12 protein-coding genes are annotated in these 15644 nt (G+C 67.9%); 11 read left to right on the top strand and 1 reads right to left on the bottom strand.

From position 1 onward, the window contains the following. The first annotated feature begins 687 nt into the window (after positions 1 to 687). The 11 genes from ilvC (at position 688) to ACVOK1_RS08090 (ending at position 12382) form a co-directional block, all read left to right on the top strand. A complete protein-coding gene (gene ilvC, locus ACVOK1_RS08140) occupies positions 688 to 1662 on the top strand; it encodes a ketol-acid reductoisomerase (protein WP_200751341.1) in 975 nt (324 codons plus the stop codon). 38 nt (positions 1663 to 1700) lie between these two features. Further along, positions 1701 to 3437, top strand: a complete 1737-nt coding sequence (gene ilvG, locus ACVOK1_RS08135) for an acetolactate synthase 2 catalytic subunit (RefSeq protein ID WP_481561711.1) — start codon at positions 1701 to 1703, stop codon at positions 3435 to 3437. After that, a complete protein-coding gene (locus ACVOK1_RS08130; protein ID WP_200751343.1) occupies positions 3421 to 3669 on the top strand; it encodes an ACT domain-containing protein in 249 nt (82 codons plus the stop codon). The genes ilvG and ACVOK1_RS08130 overlap by 17 nt, the downstream gene beginning before the upstream one ends. Positions 3670 to 3768: 99 nt before the next feature. Then, entirely contained in the window at positions 3769 to 4860 is a 1092-nt protein-coding gene (locus ACVOK1_RS08125) for a threonine dehydratase (protein ID WP_200751344.1), read from the top strand. Then, a complete protein-coding gene (locus ACVOK1_RS08120; protein WP_481561710.1) occupies positions 4857 to 6440 on the top strand; it encodes a 2-isopropylmalate synthase in 1584 nt (527 codons plus the stop codon). The genes ACVOK1_RS08125 and ACVOK1_RS08120 overlap by 4 nt, the downstream gene beginning before the upstream one ends. Before the next feature lie 10 nt (positions 6441 to 6450). Continuing rightward, entirely contained in the window at positions 6451 to 7227 is a 777-nt protein-coding gene (locus ACVOK1_RS08115; protein WP_481561709.1) for a methyltransferase domain-containing protein, read from the top strand. A 60-nt stretch (positions 7228 to 7287) separates the two neighbouring features. Then, on the top strand, positions 7288 to 8706 hold the full coding sequence (gene leuC, locus ACVOK1_RS08110; protein WP_200751347.1) for a 3-isopropylmalate dehydratase large subunit: 1419 nt from the start codon (positions 7288 to 7290) through the stop codon (positions 8704 to 8706). Continuing rightward, on the top strand, positions 8706 to 9284 hold the full coding sequence (gene leuD / locus ACVOK1_RS08105; RefSeq protein WP_006390726.1) for a 3-isopropylmalate dehydratase small subunit: 579 nt from the start codon (positions 8706 to 8708) through the stop codon (positions 9282 to 9284). The genes leuC and leuD overlap by 1 nt, the downstream gene beginning before the upstream one ends. Continuing rightward, entirely contained in the window at positions 9274 to 10335 is a 1062-nt protein-coding gene (gene leuB, locus ACVOK1_RS08100; RefSeq protein ID WP_108769933.1) for a 3-isopropylmalate dehydrogenase, read from the top strand. The genes leuD and leuB overlap by 11 nt, the downstream gene beginning before the upstream one ends. A gap of 157 nt (positions 10336 to 10492) precedes the next feature. Beyond that, positions 10493 to 11836, top strand: a complete 1344-nt coding sequence (gdhA, locus tag ACVOK1_RS08095; RefSeq protein ID WP_481561708.1) for an NADP-specific glutamate dehydrogenase — start codon at positions 10493 to 10495, stop codon at positions 11834 to 11836. A gap of 213 nt (positions 11837 to 12049) precedes the next feature. Continuing rightward, on the top strand, positions 12050 to 12382 hold the full coding sequence (locus tag ACVOK1_RS08090) for a hypothetical protein (RefSeq protein WP_164074674.1): 333 nt from the start codon (positions 12050 to 12052) through the stop codon (positions 12380 to 12382). Between the two features lie 98 nt (positions 12383 to 12480). On the opposite strand, the gene ACVOK1_RS08085 is transcribed toward ACVOK1_RS08090, so the two are convergent. After that, on the bottom strand, positions 12481 to 15642 hold the full coding sequence (locus ACVOK1_RS08085; RefSeq protein WP_481561707.1) for an efflux RND transporter permease subunit: 3162 nt from the start codon (positions 15640 to 15642) through the stop codon (positions 12481 to 12483). Between the last annotated feature and the right edge of the window lie 2 nt (positions 15643 to 15644).

Below are 15644 nucleotides of genomic sequence, written 5' to 3'. Positions count from 1 at the left end.
GGGGACGCGGCAGCCCCCCTGGCCCGGCGCGGCAACCCCGCGGGCCCGGCCCGGGCCCCCCCTCCCCGGCCCCCTCCCCCCCGGGCACAGCCCCGGCGAGCGCAGCGGTAAAAAGCCCCTCATTCCCGCGCAAAAAACCCGCTGAAAAGAGTGAATTCCGGTTCACCGAAACAATTTCAGTCGCAACCATCCTTGTGCCGCAAGCGATTGCGCCGGATGCAGCGGAAACCAAAAAAATATCCATTGCCAGGGTTGACACTGCCGAATCGCACATGTTTCTCTCGATCACATGTTGCACCACACCACGCCACTGCGAACCCGCGTTGAAGCCGCCGACACCGGCGCCGCCTCGCTGCGTTCGATTCTCGTGCTCGTACTTATTACCCAGCCAACAGGTGCGGGACGAGCCAGCGTGTAAGCAACAGACACACCGGAACTCGACAAAAACCCGCACCCGCCCCGGTGCGGGTTTTTTCATTTCAAGACCTGGTTTCAGACGCAACCACCATGAAGACCGCCAACTGCAAAACCCGGACCTGCCACACCACGACGCCTCGTGGCGGCTGTGCCCGTGCGATGCGTGGCGCCTCCCCCACCGTTTTCCCCTGACCGGCCGGTACGTCGCTTCGACTGCCGGCCGTCTTTTTTCTTCCCGTCTTTTTCTTCCCACCGCAAGGAACCTCCCCCATGAGCACCAACGATCTGCCCCAGACCAAGATCGCCGTCATCGGCTACGGCAGCCAGGGCCGCGCCCACGCACTGAACCTGCGCGAATCCGGTTTCGACGTGGTGGTAGGCCTGCGCCCGGGCGGCCCGACCGAAGCCAAGGCCCAGGCCGACGGCTTCAACGTGGTGGCCCCGGCTGACGCCGTGAAGGACGCCGACCTGGTCGCCGTGCTGACCCCGGACATGGTGCAGAAGAAGCTGTACAACGAGGTGCTGGCGCCGAACATGAAGCAGGGTGCCTGCCTGCTGTTCGCCCACGGCCTGAACGTGCATTACGGCATGATCGAGCCGCGCGCCGACCTGGACGTGGTCCTGGTCGCGCCGAAGGGCCCGGGTGCGCTGGTCCGTCGCGAATACGAAATCGGCCGCGGCGTGCCGTGCATCTGGGCCATCCACCAGGATGTCACCGGCAAGGCCGAACAGCATGCCAAGGCCTATGCGGCCGGCCTGGGCGGCGCACGCGCCAACCTGATCCAGACCACCTTCAAGGAAGAAACCGAAACCGATCTGTTCGGTGAGCAGGCAGTGCTGTGCGGCGGTGCCTCGGCGCTGGTGCAGGCCGGCTTCGAAACGCTGGTGGAAGCCGGTTACCAGCCGGAAATCGCCTACTACGAAGTGCTGCACGAACTGAAGCTGATCGTCGACCTGTTCTACGAAGGCGGCATCTCGCGCATGCTGGAATTCGTCTCCGAGACCGCCCAGTACGGCGACTACGTCAGCGGCCCGCGCGTGATCGACGCCAGTACCAAGGAGCGCATGAAGGAAGTCCTGAAGGACATCCAGGACGGCACCTTCACCAAGAACTGGGTGGCCGAGTACGAAGCGGGCCTGCCGAACTACAAGAAGTACAAGCAGGCCGACCTGGAGCACCCGATCGAGAAGGTGGGCAAGGAACTGCGCGCCAAGATGGTCTGGTTGCAAGGACAGGCCGCGTAACCACGCGGCCACCCCCACCCGCTTTACAAGGTTCCCCCATGAACTCTCCCACACACCGCAGCGCGCCGCCCAACGGCGCGCGCTGGCTGACCCAGGCGCTGGAGGCCGAGGGCGTCCGCACACTGTTCGGCTATCCCGGCGGCACCATCATGCCGTTCTACGACGCGCTGGTGGATTCGTCGCTGAAGCACATCCTGGTGCGCCACGAGCAGGGTGCGGCGCTGGCGGCCAATGGCTTTGCCCGCGCCAGCGGCCAGGTCGGCGTCTGCGTGGCCACCTCCGGCCCCGGCGCGTCGAACCTGGTCACTGGCATCGCCGATGCGATGCTGGATTCGGTGCCGATGGTCTGCATCACCGGCCAGGTCGCCACGCCGCTGCTGGGTACCGACGCCTTCCAGGAACTGGATGTGTTCGGCCTGACCCTGCCCATCGTCAAGCACAGCTGGCTGGTGCGCAGCGTCGATGACCTGCCGCGCGTGGTCGCCGACGCCTTCCGCATTGCCCGCGAGGGCCGCCCCGGGCCGGTGCTGATCGACCTGCCCAAGGACGTGCAGCTGGCCGATGCCAGCCACCTGCCGGCGCACGTGCCGTCCAGCGTGGAACCGCCGACCGCGGCCGCCGATGCGGCCATCGCCGAGGCCATCGCCGCACTGGCAGCGGCCGAGAAGCCGGTGATCTACGCCGGTGGTGGCATTGCCCTGGGCGAGGCCGTGCAGGACCTGCGCGACTTCGCCGAGGCCAGCGCCATCCCCACCGTGATGACCCTGCGTGGCCTGGGCGCGCTGCCCCCGCAGCACCCGCAGTCGCTGGGCATGCTGGGCATGCACGGCACCCGCGCGGCGAACATGGCGGTGCAGGAAAGCGACCTGCTGCTGGTGCTGGGTGCGCGCTTCGATGACCGTGCCACCGGCAAGCTGGCCGAGTTCGCTCCGTTCGCCCGCGTGGTCCACATCGACGCCGACGCCTACGAGATCTCCAAGCTGCGCAGCGCCGATGTCGCGGTGCCGGGCAATGTCAGCCATGCCATCCGCGCCCTGCGTGCGGCCTTCCCCTCCCCCCAGGCCCACCAGGACGCATGGCGCAAGCGCTGTGCCCAGCACCGCGACCGCTTCGCCGCCCGCTACGACGCACCGGGCCAGCACATCTACGCCCCGGCGCTGCTGAAGCGGCTGAGCGAAGTGGCGCCGGCCGACACGGTCATCGCCTGCGATGTCGGCCAGCACCAGATGTGGGTGGCCCAGCACTGCCGCTTCAACCACCCGCGCAACCACCTGACCAGTGGCGCGCTGGGCACCATGGGCTTCGGCCTGCCGGCGGCGATGGGCGCGCAGTTCGCCTGCCCCGACCGCACCGTGGTGCTGGTGTCCGGCGATGGCAGCTTCATGATGAACGTGCAGGAGCTGACCACCATCGCGCGTTGCCGCCTGCCGGTGAAGATCGTGCTGCTGGACAACAGTTCGCTGGGCATGGTGCGGCAGTGGCAGGAGCTGTTCTTCTCCGAGCGCTACAGCGAGATCGACCTGTCCGACAACCCGGACTTCGTGGCCCTGGCCAAGGTGTTCGGCATCGCTGCCACCCGCATCGACAACCGCGACGACGTGGAAGGCGGCCTGGCCGCGCTGCTGGCCGAACCGGGCCCCGCCCTGCTGCACGTGGCCATCGATGCACGCGCCAACGTGTGGCCGCTGGTGCCGCCCAACACCGCCAACAGCACCATGCTGGAAAGCAACCCCGCCCACGCCCGCCAGGAGACCCCCAATGCAATACCGGCTTGACCTGGTGCTGCACCCGGCCGAAGGCGCGCTGCTGCGCGTGATCGGCATGGCCGAACGCCGCGGCTTCGCCCCGCGCGCGATCAGCGGCGCGCCGGTGGCCGCCGATGACGGACGCTGGCACCTGCAGCTGGTGGTCGATGGCCAGCGGCCGCCGGACACCCTGTGCCGGCAGATGGAAAAGATCTACGACTGTGTGTCGGTACAGCTGACGCCCGTGGAAGGAGCTGCATGATGAACACCCGTACCGTAGCGACCACGGTGCCGGCACGGAGGCGTCTTCTTCGTCGCCCGTGCCCGCACCCGGCGCAGTCCGGCAACCCGCTGGTGGCCCATGCCGGCCGCTGATGCCAGCAAGGAAAGCGATGTCGGTGACGTAAGCGTCGCCGACGTACTGGCTGCGCAGGCCCGCCTGCGCCGCTTCCTGCCGCCTACCCCGCTGCACCATGCCGAGCGCTTCGGCACCTGGCTGAAGCTGGAAAACCTGCAGCGCACCGGTTCCTACAAGGTGCGCGGCGCATTGAACGCGCTGCTGGCCGGCCGCGAACGCGGTGACACCCGGCCGGTGATCTGCGCCTCGGCCGGCAACCACGCCCAGGGCGTGGCCTGGGCCGCCTACCGCCTGGACGTACCGGCCATCACCGTGATGCCGCATGGCGCGCCGGCCACCAAGATCGCCGGTGTCGCCCACTGGGGCGCCACGGTGCGCCAGCACGGCAACAGCTACGACGAGGCCTTCGCCTTTGCCGTCGAACTGGCGCAGCGCCATGGCTACCGCTTCCTGTCCGCCTTCGACGATGCCGACGTGATCGCCGGCCAGGGCACGGTCGGCATCGAACTGGCACCGCATGCACCGGACGTGGTGATCGTGCCGATCGGTGGCGGCGGCCTGGCCTCCGGCGTGGCGCTGGCACTGAAATCGCAGGGCGTGCGCATCATCGGTGCGCAGGTCGAGGGCGTCGATTCGATGGCCCGCGCGATCCACGGTGATGTCAACGAGATCGCACCGGTGCCGTCGCTGGCCGACGGCGTGCGGGTGAAGGTGCCCGGCTACCTGACCCGCCGCCTGTGCGCCTCGCTGCTGGACGACGTGGTGATCGTGCGCGAAGCCGAGCTGCGCGAGACCCTGGTCCGCCTGGCGCTGGAAGAACACATCATCGCCGAAGGCGCCGGTGCGCTGGCCCTGGCCGCCGGCCGCCGCGTGGCTGGCCGCCGCAAGTGTGCGGTGGTCTCCGGCGGCAACATCGATGCCGGCGTGCTGGCCGGCCTGCTGACCGACATCCGCCCCCGGCCGCCGCGCAAACCGCGCCGACGCCGCAGTGAAACCCCACGCTCGCCCAGCAAGGCCAGCGCCCCCGCCTCCCCCACTTCTTCCCCTTCCAACCTGCAAGCCGTCGCGCCCGCTGTCGAGGAGATTTCCCTGTGACCACCATCGAACGAATTACCACCCCGCGCATCCGCATCTTCGACACCACCCTGCGTGACGGCGAGCAGTCCCCCGGCTGCAGCATGAGCCCGCCGCAGAAGCTGGTGATGGCGCGTGCGCTGGACGAACTGGGCGTGGACATCATCGAGACCGGCTTCCCGGCCAGCTCGCAGTCCGACCGCGAAGCGATGGCCCTGATCGGTCGTGAGCTGCGCCGCCCGAGCCTGACCCTGGCGGTGCTGTCGCGCTGCCTGCAGGCCGACATCGAAACCTCGGCACGCGCCCTGGAAGCAGCGGCCAACCCGCGCCTGCACCTGTTCCTGTCGACCAGCCCGCTGCACCGCGAGCACAAGCTGCGCATGACCCGCGAGCAGGTACTGGAATCGGTACGCAAGCACGTCACCCTGGCCCGCACCTACGTCGACGACGTGGAGTTCTCGGCCGAGGATGCCACCCGCACCGAGCTGGACTACCTGATCGAAGTGGCCCGCGTGGCGATCGCCGCCGGCGCGACCACCGTCAACCTGCCCGACACCGTCGGCTTCACCACCCCGGAAGAGATCCGCGCGATGTTCCAGCAGGTGATCGCCGGCGTGGCCGATGTACCGAACGCGGCCAACGTGATCTTCAGCGCGCACTGCCACAACGATCTGGGCCTGGCCGTGGCCAACTCGCTGGCCGCCGTCGAAGGCGGCGCACGCCAGGTCGAGTGCACGATCAATGGCATCGGCGAACGCGCCGGCAACTGCTCGCTGGAAGAGATCACCATGGCGCTGAAGGTGCGCCAGGCGTTCTACGAGCAGGACACCGCCATCAACACCCCGCGCATCGTCGGCACTTCGCAGCTGCTGCAGCGCCTGGTCGGCATGCCGGTACAGCGCAACAAGGCCATCGTCGGCGCCAATGCGTTCGCCCATGAATCGGGCATCCACCAGCACGGCATGCTGCGCCACCGCGGCACCTACGAAATCATGCGTCCGGAAGACGTGGGCTGGGAGGATTCGCAGATGGTGCTGGGCCGCCACAGCGGCCGCGCCGCCGTCGAGTCGCGCCTGCGTGCGCTGGGCTTCTGGCTGGAAGAAGACGAGCTGAAGCTGGTGTTCGAGCAGTTCAAGGGCCTGTGCGAGCAGCAGCGCGTGGTGACCGATGCCGATCTGCAGACCCTGATGCAGGGCGGTTCCAACGCGCAGGGCTATCGCCTGGCCTCGATGACCATCAGCGATGTCGGCAGCCGTGCCAATGCCCTGGTGGAACTGTCCGACCCGGAAGGCAACCGCGTGGCCGAGACCGCGCAGGGCGATGGCCCGGTCGACGCGCTGTTTGGCGCGCTGTCGGCGGCCACCGGCGTGCAGCTGATGCTGGACAGCTACCAGGTACACAGCGTGGGCATCGGCGCCGATGCGCGCGGCGAGGCCAACCTGAGCGTGCGCCACGAAGGCGTCGAGTACGACGGCACCGGCACCAGCAAGGACATCATCGAAGCCTCGGCACTGGCTTGGCTGGATGTAGCCAACCGCCTGCTGCGCCAGCGCCAGGCCGCCGCCAGCACCGCCGAAACCGCAACCCCCGCCACCGCCTGAGGACTGTGAGATGAGCGCCTTCGCCCCCCCCACCACGGCCCCGGCCGGCCAGCAGTGGAATGCCCAGGACTATGCGATCGACGCCGGTTTCGTGCCGCTGCTCGGCGGTGCGGTTGCGCGCCTGCTCGACCCGCGCGCCGGCGAGCGCATCCTGGACCTGGGCTGTGGCGATGGCGTGCTCACCACCGAACTGGCACTGAGCGGTGCACGCCTGCACGGCGTGGATGCCTCCCCCGAACTGGTGATTGCCGCCCGCGCGCGCGGCGTCGATGCGCAGGTGATGGACGGCCATGCGTTGGCCTTCGACAGTGAATTCGATGCGGTGTTCAGCAACGCCGCGCTGCATTGGATGAGCAACCCCGACCGCGTGCTGGAAGGCGTGCGCCGGGCGTTGCGTCCTGGCGGGCGCTTCGTTGCCGAGTTCGGCGGCCATGGCAACGTGGCCAGGATCATCGCCGCGGTGCAGGCCGCACGCGTGGCCCATGGCCACGGTGCCAGCGCGTTCCAGTGGTACTTCCCGACCGCCGACAGCTACGCCGATCGCCTGCGCCAGCACGGCTTCCAGGTGCAGCTGATCGAAACCACGCCACGCCCCACTGCACTGCCGACCGGCGTGGCCGGCTGGCTGCGGGTGTTCGCCGCACCGCTGCTGGACGATCTGCCGGCAGCCGCCCGCGCCACCGTGCGCGAGGCCGCGGTGGTCCTGCTGGAGGACCTGCCGCGTGACGCAGCCGGCCAGCCGCTGGCCGACTACGTGCGCCTGCGCGTGCTCGCCCGCCGCCGCTGACTTGACCGTCCCGCTTTCTTTATTGATGTTCGCTCTCTCGTACTTCTGCCAGGCATACGCATGACTTCCGCACCCCGCACCCTGTACGACAAACTGTGGGACGCCCACGTGGTGGTTCCCGAATCCGACAGCGCCCCCGCCGTGCTGTACATCGACCTGCACCTGATCCACGAGGTCACCTCGCCGCAGGCGTTCACCGAGCTGCGTTCGCGCGGCCTGGCGCCGCGCCGCCCGGATCGCACCAAGGCGACGATGGACCACTCCACCCCGACCCTGCCGGCCGGTGCCGACGGCAAGCTGCCCTACGCCAGCGCCGCCTCCGAAGCGCAGGTCGCCACCCTGGCGCGCAACTGCGCCGAGTACGGCATCGAGCTGTTCGACATGGCCTCGGACAACCGCGGCATCGTCCATGTCATCGCCCCGGAGCAGGGTTTCACCCAGCCCGGCATGACCATCGTCTGCGGCGACAGCCACACCTCCACCCACGGCGCGTTCGGTTCGCTGGCCTTCGGCATCGGCACCAGCGAAGTCGGCCACGTGCTGGCCACCCAGTGCCTGCTGCAGCGCAAGGCGAAGACTTTCGCGATCACCGTTGATGGCCCGCTGGCGCCGGGCGTCGGCGCCAAGGACGTGGTCCTGCACATCATCGGCGTGATCGGCGTCAACGGTGGCACCGGCCACGTCATCGAGTTCCGTGGCAGCACCATCGAAGCGATGGACATGGAACAGCGCATGACCCTGTGCAACATGTCGATCGAAGCAGGTGCGCGTGCCGGCATGGTCGCCCCCGACCAGGTCACCTTCGACTTCGTGGCCAACACTCCGCGCGGCCCCAAGGGCGCCGACTTCGACGCCGCCGTGGCCCGCTGGCAGCAGCTGCGCAGCGATGAAGGCGCACGCTTCGACAGCGAAGTGCGCATCGACGCCGCCGACATCCGCCCGACCCTGACCTGGGGCACGCACCCGGGCACCGCCATCGCCGTGGACGCGCCGATTCCGGCCGCCAACGATGCCGCCGCGCAGAAGGGCCTGGATTACATGCACTTCCAGGCCGGCAAGGCGCTGGCCGGCACCCCGGTCGACGTGGTGTTCGTCGGCTCGTGCACCAATGGCCGCCTGAGCGACATGCGCGAAGTGGCGCAGGTGCTGCGTGGCCGCCACGTCGCCGACGGCGTGCGCATGCTGGTGGTGCCGGGCTCGGAGATCGTCAAGCGCCAGGCCGAGGCCGAAGGCATCCACGAGATCGTGCGCGCGGCCGGTGCCGAATGGCGCGAGCCGGGCTGCTCGATGTGCATCGCCATGAACGGTGACCTGGTCGCCCCCGGCCAGCTGGCGGTGAGCACCAGCAACCGCAACTTCGAGGGCCGCCAGGGCCCCGGTTCGCGCACGCTGCTGGCCTCGCCGATGAGCGCGGCCTGGGCCGCGGTGAAGGGCCAGGTGGCCGACACCCGCGAGCTGTTCGCACAGGAGGTGGCGTGATGGCCGGTTTCCGTACCCTGACCTCGTCCAGCGTCGTACTGGCGCAGACCAACATCGACACCGACCAGATCATTCCGGCGCGGTTCCTGTCCACCACCGAACGCGCCGGCCTGGGCCGCAACGCGTTCAATGACTGGCGCTGGCAGGCCGACGGTTCGCCGGTGGCCGACTTCGCCTTCAACCAGCCGCACAACGCCGGCCGCAGCATCCTGCTGGCCGGCCGCAACTTCGGCTGCGGTTCCTCGCGCGAACATGCGCCGTGGGCGCTGACCGACCTGGGCCTGCGCGCCATCGTCAGCAGCGAGATCGCCGACATCTTCCGCGGCAACTCGCTGAAGAACGGCCTGCTGCCGATCGTGCTGGACGAAGCCGACGTGCAGGCGCTGATGCAGCGCCCCGACGACGAGTTGACCATCGACGTGGCCGCGCGCGAGCTGCGCACCCCCGACGGCCGCGTCTATTCCTTCCCGCTGGATGGCTTCTCGCAGACCTGCCTGCTGGAAGGTGTCGACCAGTTGGGGTATCTGTTGGGCCGTGTCCCTGAAATCGAACGTTACGAGAGTGAGCATGCACGCTGAAATTGTTGTCCTGCCCGGTGATGGCATCGGCCCGGAAGTTGCCGCTGCTGCAGTGGCCGTCCTGAAGGCTGTCGCCGAACGCTTCAACCACAGCTTCACCTTCAGCGAGCACGACATCGGTGGCATCGCCATCGACCGCCATGGCGAGCCGCTGCCGGCCGCCACCCTCACCGCCTGCCAGGCCGCCAACGCGGTGCTGCTGGGCGCCGTGGGTGGCCCGAAGTGGTCCGACCCGAACGCCAAAGTGCGTCCGGAACAGGGCCTGCTGGCGATCCGCAAGGCGCTGGGCCTGTACGCCAACCTGCGCCCGGTGCGCACCCATGAAGCCGCGCTGCACGCCTCGCCGATCAAGGCCGAGCTGCTGCAGGGCGTGGACTTCGTGGTGGTGCGCGAACTGACCGGCGGCATCTACTTCGGCGACAAGACCCGCGACGCCGACAGCGCCAGCGACCTGTGCCGCTACACCGTGGCCGAGATCGAACGCGTGCTGCGCAGCGCGTTCCGCCTGGCCCAGCAGCGCCGTGGCAAGGTCACCTCGGTGGACAAGGCCAACGTGCTGGAAACCTCGCGCCTGTGGCGCGACGTGGCCGCGCGCATCGGCCGCGAGGAATTCCCGGACGTGGCGCTGGAACACCAGCTGGTCGATTCGATGGCCATGCACCTGCTGGCCAAGCCGCGCGAGTACGACGTGATCGTCACCGAGAACATGTTCGGCGACATCCTCACCGATGAAGCCTCGATGCTGGCCGGTTCGCTGGGCCTGCTGCCTTCGGCTTCGCTGGGCGAACCGGGCGCGGTGGGCATCTACGAGCCGATCCATGGTTCGGCGCCGGACATCGCCGGCAAGGGCATCGCCAATCCCTACGCGACGATCTTCAGCGCCGCCATGCTGCTGCGCCATTCGCTGGGCCTGGACGCCGAAGCCGCCGCGGTGGAAGCCGCCGTGCATGCGGTACTGGATGACGGCGTGTTCACCGCCGATCTCGCGGCCAAGGGGCAGGCGGTCAGCACCGCCGCCGCCACCGACGCGGTGCTCGCCAAGCTGAAGTGATGTCAGGAGAAGCCACCCATGGGGTGGCTCTACTGTAGAGCCGAGCCATGCTCGGCTGATGCAACCGTCGTCGAGCATGGCTCGACGCTACAGGACCCCACCTTCATGCCGACCGCGCAGCCGCCGCCCCGCACAGGCCTCAATCCAAGGAATGCCTTTGAAGCATCGTTCCCCCGACGAGTTCCTCGCCGACGTCGCCCGCCGTGACCCGCACCAGCCCGAGTTCCTGCAGGCGGTAAAGGAAGTGGTCCACAGCCTGTGGCCGTTCCTGCAGGACAACCCGCGCTACCTGCAGCAGGGCCTGCTGGAGCGCCTGGTCGAGCCGGAGCGGCTGATCCAGTTCCGCGTGGCCTGGAGCGATGACGCCGGCCAGGCCCGGGTGAACCGCGCCTGGCGCGTACAGCACAGCTCGGCCATCGGCCCGTTCAAGGGCGGCATGCGTTTCCACCCGTCGGTGAACCTGTCGATCCTGAAATTCCTCGCCTTCGAGCAGACCTTCAAGAACGCACTGACCACGCTGCCGATGGGCGGCGGCAAGGGCGGTTCGGACTTCGACCCCAAGGGCCGCAGCGATGCCGAAGTCATGCGCTTCTGCCAGGCGCTGATGCTGGAACTGCACCGCCACCTGGGTCCGGACACCGACGTGCCCGCCGGTGACATCGGCGTCGGTGCGCGTGAGGTCGGCTACATGGCCGGCATGATGAAGAAGCTCAGCAACGATGCTGCCTGCGTGTTTACCGGCAAGGGCCTGTCCTATGGCGGCAGCCTGATGCGCCCGGAGGCGACCGGCTACGGCACGGTCTATTTCGTCGAGCAGATGCTGCACCACGCGCGCCGCGAAACCCACGGGGCACGCGTGCTGGTGTCGGGCTCCGGCAACGTCGCCCAGTACGCCGCGCAGAAGGCCATCGAGCTGGGCGCGAAGGTGCTGACCTTCTCCGATTCGGGCGGCACGCTGTACGCGCGCGATGGCTTCGACGAGCAGGCCCTGCAGGAACTGATGGCACTGAAGAACGAGCGCCGTGGCCGCCTGCAGGAACTGGCAACCGATACCCGCTTCGAGTTCCTCGCCGGCAAGCGTCCCTGGCATGTGCCGGCGGACATCGCCCTGCCCTGCGCCACCCAGAACGAGCTGGATGAAGATGACGCCCGCACGCTGGTGCACAACGGCGTGCAGTGCGTGGCCGAGGGCGCCAACATGCCCTCCACGCTGGAAGCGGTGGATGTGTTCCTGCAGGCCGGCACGCTGTACGCACCGGGCAAGGCCAGCAATGCCGGTGGTGTGGCGACGTCCGGGCTGGAGATGAGCCAGAACGCACAGCGCCTGTCCTGGCACCACGCTGACGTGGACGAACGCCTGCACGCGATCATGAAGGACATCCACGCCAGCTGCGTCCGCCACGGCAAGCGCGCCGACGGCAGCGTCAATTACGTGGATGGTGCCAACATCGCCGGCTTCGTGAAGGTGGCCGACGCGATGCTGGCGCAGGGGTTGTACTAGTAGATCCACGCCGTGCGTGGGTGGGGTCGGATCCTTTCCGCAGGAAAGGCTCTGACCCCGGTGAGTGCAGACGGGACAGATGGGGTCAGAGCCCTTTCCCTGCGGAAAAGGGATTTGACCCCGCCATCGCCGTGCCCCAGTAGATCCACGCCACGCGTGGATGGTGCATGATGCCGGAACTGGATCCACCCTCTGCTGCCAAGGAACCCGGCCGTGCTCACTCCCGATCTGTTGACCGGCATTGCAGGAAGCGTCGGCCTGCTGCTCTGCGCCATTGCCGCCTGGATGCTGCACCGCCGGGTGCGTACGCGCAGCAGCGCAGCATTCGCCTGGCTGAGCACGGCAATGTGTGTGTGGCCGTTCATTGCCTCACCGGCCTTTGCGGTGGTTGTCTATTACGCCGGCAACCCACTGCCCCAGGCGTGGGCAAATGCGCTGGGGCTGGCCATCGACCAGATCATTCCCGTGCTGCTGACCCTGGCTGCCGCCGTGTTCTTCCTGCTGGCGGTGCGGGGTATCGCGTACCGGAACTCACCCGCGCCTTGAATCATCCACCCATGGGGTGGCTCTACTGATGAACCACGCCATGCGTGGATGGGGTCAGAGCCCTTTCCCTGCGGGAAAGGGATCCGACCCCACCATCCTTACTCGCCGGCTTCGCCCGGCTTGACCCGGAACCATGCCGCGTACAGCGCCGGCAGGAACACCAGGGTCAGCACGGTGCCGACGATCAGGCCACCCATGATCGAGATCGCCATCGAGCCGTAGAACGCACTGCGCGACAGCGGGATCATCGCCAGCACGGCGGCGAGCGCGGTCAGCACGATCGGGCGGAAACGGCGCACCGTGGCGTCGATGATCGAATGCCAGCGATCATGCCCGGCGTCGATGTCCTGCTGGATCTGGTCGATCAGGATCACCGAATTGCGCATGATCATGCCAGCCAGCGCGATGGTGCCCAGCAATGCCACGAAGCCGAACGGCGCGCGGAACAGCAGCAGGAACAGGGTGGCACCGATGATGCCCAGCGGTGCGGTCACCAGCACCATCGCCGCCCGCGAGAAGCTGCGCAGCTGCAGCATCAGCAGGGTCGCCACCACGATCAGGAACAGCGGCATGCCGGCCTTGATCGAATCCTGGCCACGCGCCGAATCCTCCACCGTGCCGCCGGTTTCCAGCAGGTAGCCGCTGGGCAGCTGCGCACGGATGCCGTCCAGCGTCGGCAGGATCTGCTGCACCACGTCCAGCGGCTGCATGCCATCGCCGATATCGGCCCGCACGGTCACCGTCGGCAGGCGGTTGCGGTGCCAGATGATGCCGTCCTCGAAGCCATATTCCATCGTCGCCACCTGCGACAGCGTGATGCTGCCACCGTTGGCGGTGGGCATGGCCAGGCTGGACAGCAGCTCCAGCTGGTCACGCTCGTCGGCCGGGCCGCGCAGCAGCATCTCGATCTGGCGGTTGCCTTCGCGGTACACGCTCACCGACTGCCCGGCCAGCGAACTGGCGAGGAACTGGCTGACCTGCGCACTGCTGACGCCCAGCGCGCGCGCACGTTCCTGGTCGATCACCAGGCGCACCACCTTGCTCGGCTCGCTCCAGTCCAGGTTGACGTTGATGACGTGCGGGTTCTCGCGCACCTTGGCCTCGACCTGGCGCGCGATGGCCTGCACCTGCTCGATGTGCTCGCCCGACACGCGCATCTGCACCGGGTAGCCCACCGGCGGGCCGTTTTCAAGGCGGGTCACGCGCATCTGCACGTCCGGGAACTGCGGGATCACGTCCTTCATCAGCCAGTTGCGCACGGTTTCGCGGGCGTGGGTGTCCTTGGCCAGCACCACGAACTGGGCGAAGTTGGTCGCCGGCAGCTGCTGGTCCAGCGGCAGGTAGAAGCGCGGCGAACCGGTGCCCACGTAGGACACGTAGTTGGCGATGCCCTCGCGGCCGTGCAGCAGCTTTTCCAGCTTCTCGGCCTGGGCCTGGGTCGAGCGCAGCGATGCACCTTCGGCCAGTTCGATGTCGACCATCAGTTCCGGCCGGGTCGAATCGGGGAAGAACTGCTGCGGCACGAAGCGGAACATCATCAGCGAGAACACGAACAGACCGATGGTCGCGGCGATCACCCACCAGCGGCGGCGCAGGCAGGCGTCGAGGAAACCACGGAAGCGGCGGTAGAACGGCCGCTGATACGGATCGTGGTCATGGCCGTGCTGTGCCGGCGCGATCAGGTTGGCCAGCGCCGGGAAACGGTCGGCCCACTGCCGGCGACGGGCCAGCCAGCGCGCGGACAGGCTGCCCGGCTTCGGCGGCTGCGGATTGAACAGGTCCGGCAGCATCTTGTCGCCCAGGTACGGAATGAACAGCACCGCTGCGATCCACGACACCACCAGCGCGATGGTCACCACCTGGAACAGCGAACGGGTGTATTCGCCCGTGCTCGACGCCGCGGTGGCGATCGGCAGGAAGCCGGCCGCGGTGATCAGGGTACCGGTCAGCATCGGGAACGCGGTCGATTCCCAGGCGAAGCTGGCCGCACGCAGGCGGTCGAAGCCCTGCTCCATCTTGGTGGCCATCATCTCCACCGCGATGATCGCGTCGTCCACCAGCAGTCCCAGCGCCAGCACCAGCGCGCCCAGCGAAATCTTGTGCAGGCCGATGCCGAAGTAGTGCATGACGAAGAAGGTCATCGCCAGCACCAGCGGAATGGTCACGCCCACCACCAGGCCGGTACGCAGGCCCAGCGAGAAGAAGCTGACCAGCAGCACGATCACCACGGCCTCGGTCAGCACCTGCACGAATTCGCCGACGGATTCTTCCACCGCCTGCGGCTGGTCGGAGACCTTGCGCAGCTGCATGCCGGTCGGCAGGGTCTTCTGCAGGCGCTCGAACTCCGCATCCAGGTTCGCACCCAGCTTGAGGATGTCACCGCCGTCCTTCATCGCCACGGCCAGGCCGATGGCCTCTTCGCCCATGAAGCGCATCTTCGGCGAGGCCGGATCGGCGAAGCCGCGCTTGACCTCGGCGATGTCGCCCAGGTGCACGGTGCGTTCGCCGGCCCGCACCGGGAACTGGCGGATCGCCTCGATGCTGTCGAACTGGCCGGTCACGCGCAGCTGCACGCGGTCGGTTGGCGTTTCAAAGAAGCTGGTGCCGGCAATCGCGTTCTGATCAGCCAGCGCCTGCTGTACCTGCTGCATCGACAGGCCCAGCGTGGCCAGGCGGGTGTTGGACAGCTCGATCCACACCTTCTCGTCCTGCAGGCCGACCAGGTCGATCTTGCCGACGTCGGGCACGCGCTGCAGTTCCAGCTGGATGCGGTCGGCGTAGTCACGCATCACCGCATAGTCGAAGCCCTTGCCGGTGAGCGCATAGATGTTGCCGTAGGTATCGCCGAATTCATCGTTGTAGAACGGGCCGACGATCTCGCGCGGCAACGTCGCGCGGATGTCGCCCACGCGCTTGCGCACCTGGTACCACAGGTCCGGAATCTGCTTGGAACGCAGGCTGTCGCGGGCCATGAAGATCACCTGCGATTCGCCCGGACGCGAATACGAGCGGATGAACTCGTACTCGCCGGTGTTCATCAGCGCCTTCTCGATCGGCTCGGTCACCTGCCGCGAGACCTGCTCGGCGGTGGCACCGGGCCACTGCGTGCGCACCACCATCGCCTTGAAGGTAAACGGCGGATCCTCGGACTGGCCCAGGTGCTTGTACGACCATGCGCCGATGATGGCGAAGGCGAGCATGGCAAACAGCACCAGCGGACGATTGGCCAGCGCCCACTCGGAAAGATTGAAGCGGCGCACCG

The sequence above is a fragment of the Stenotrophomonas sp. STEN087 genome (assembly GCF_056759115.1).
Note: the sequence above shows the minus strand (reverse complement) of the source record. Positions and strands in the feature narration are given on the sequence as shown.

Bases quoted from the DNA above. Each gene is read 5' to 3' on its own strand.
- ACVOK1_RS08130 (WP_200751343.1), top strand. From the start codon at position 3,421: ATGCAATACCGGCTTGACCTGGTGCTGCACCCGGCCGAAGGCGCGCTG.
- ACVOK1_RS08115 (WP_481561709.1), top strand. From the start codon at position 6,451: ATGAGCGCCTTCGCCCCCCCCACCACGGCCCCGGCCGGCCAGCAGTGG.
- ilvG (WP_481561711.1), top strand. From the start codon at position 1,701: ATGAACTCTCCCACACACCGCAGCGCGCCGCCCAACGGCGCGCGCTGG.
- ACVOK1_RS08125 (WP_200751344.1), top strand. From the start codon at position 3,769: ATGCCGGCCGCTGATGCCAGCAAGGAAAGCGATGTCGGTGACGTAAGC.
- leuC (WP_200751347.1), top strand. From the start codon at position 7,288: ATGACTTCCGCACCCCGCACCCTGTACGACAAACTGTGGGACGCCCAC.
- leuD (WP_006390726.1), top strand. From the start codon at position 8,706: ATGGCCGGTTTCCGTACCCTGACCTCGTCCAGCGTCGTACTGGCGCAG.
- ilvC (WP_200751341.1), top strand. From the start codon at position 688: ATGAGCACCAACGATCTGCCCCAGACCAAGATCGCCGTCATCGGCTAC.
- leuB (WP_108769933.1), top strand. From the start codon at position 9,274: ATGCACGCTGAAATTGTTGTCCTGCCCGGTGATGGCATCGGCCCGGAA.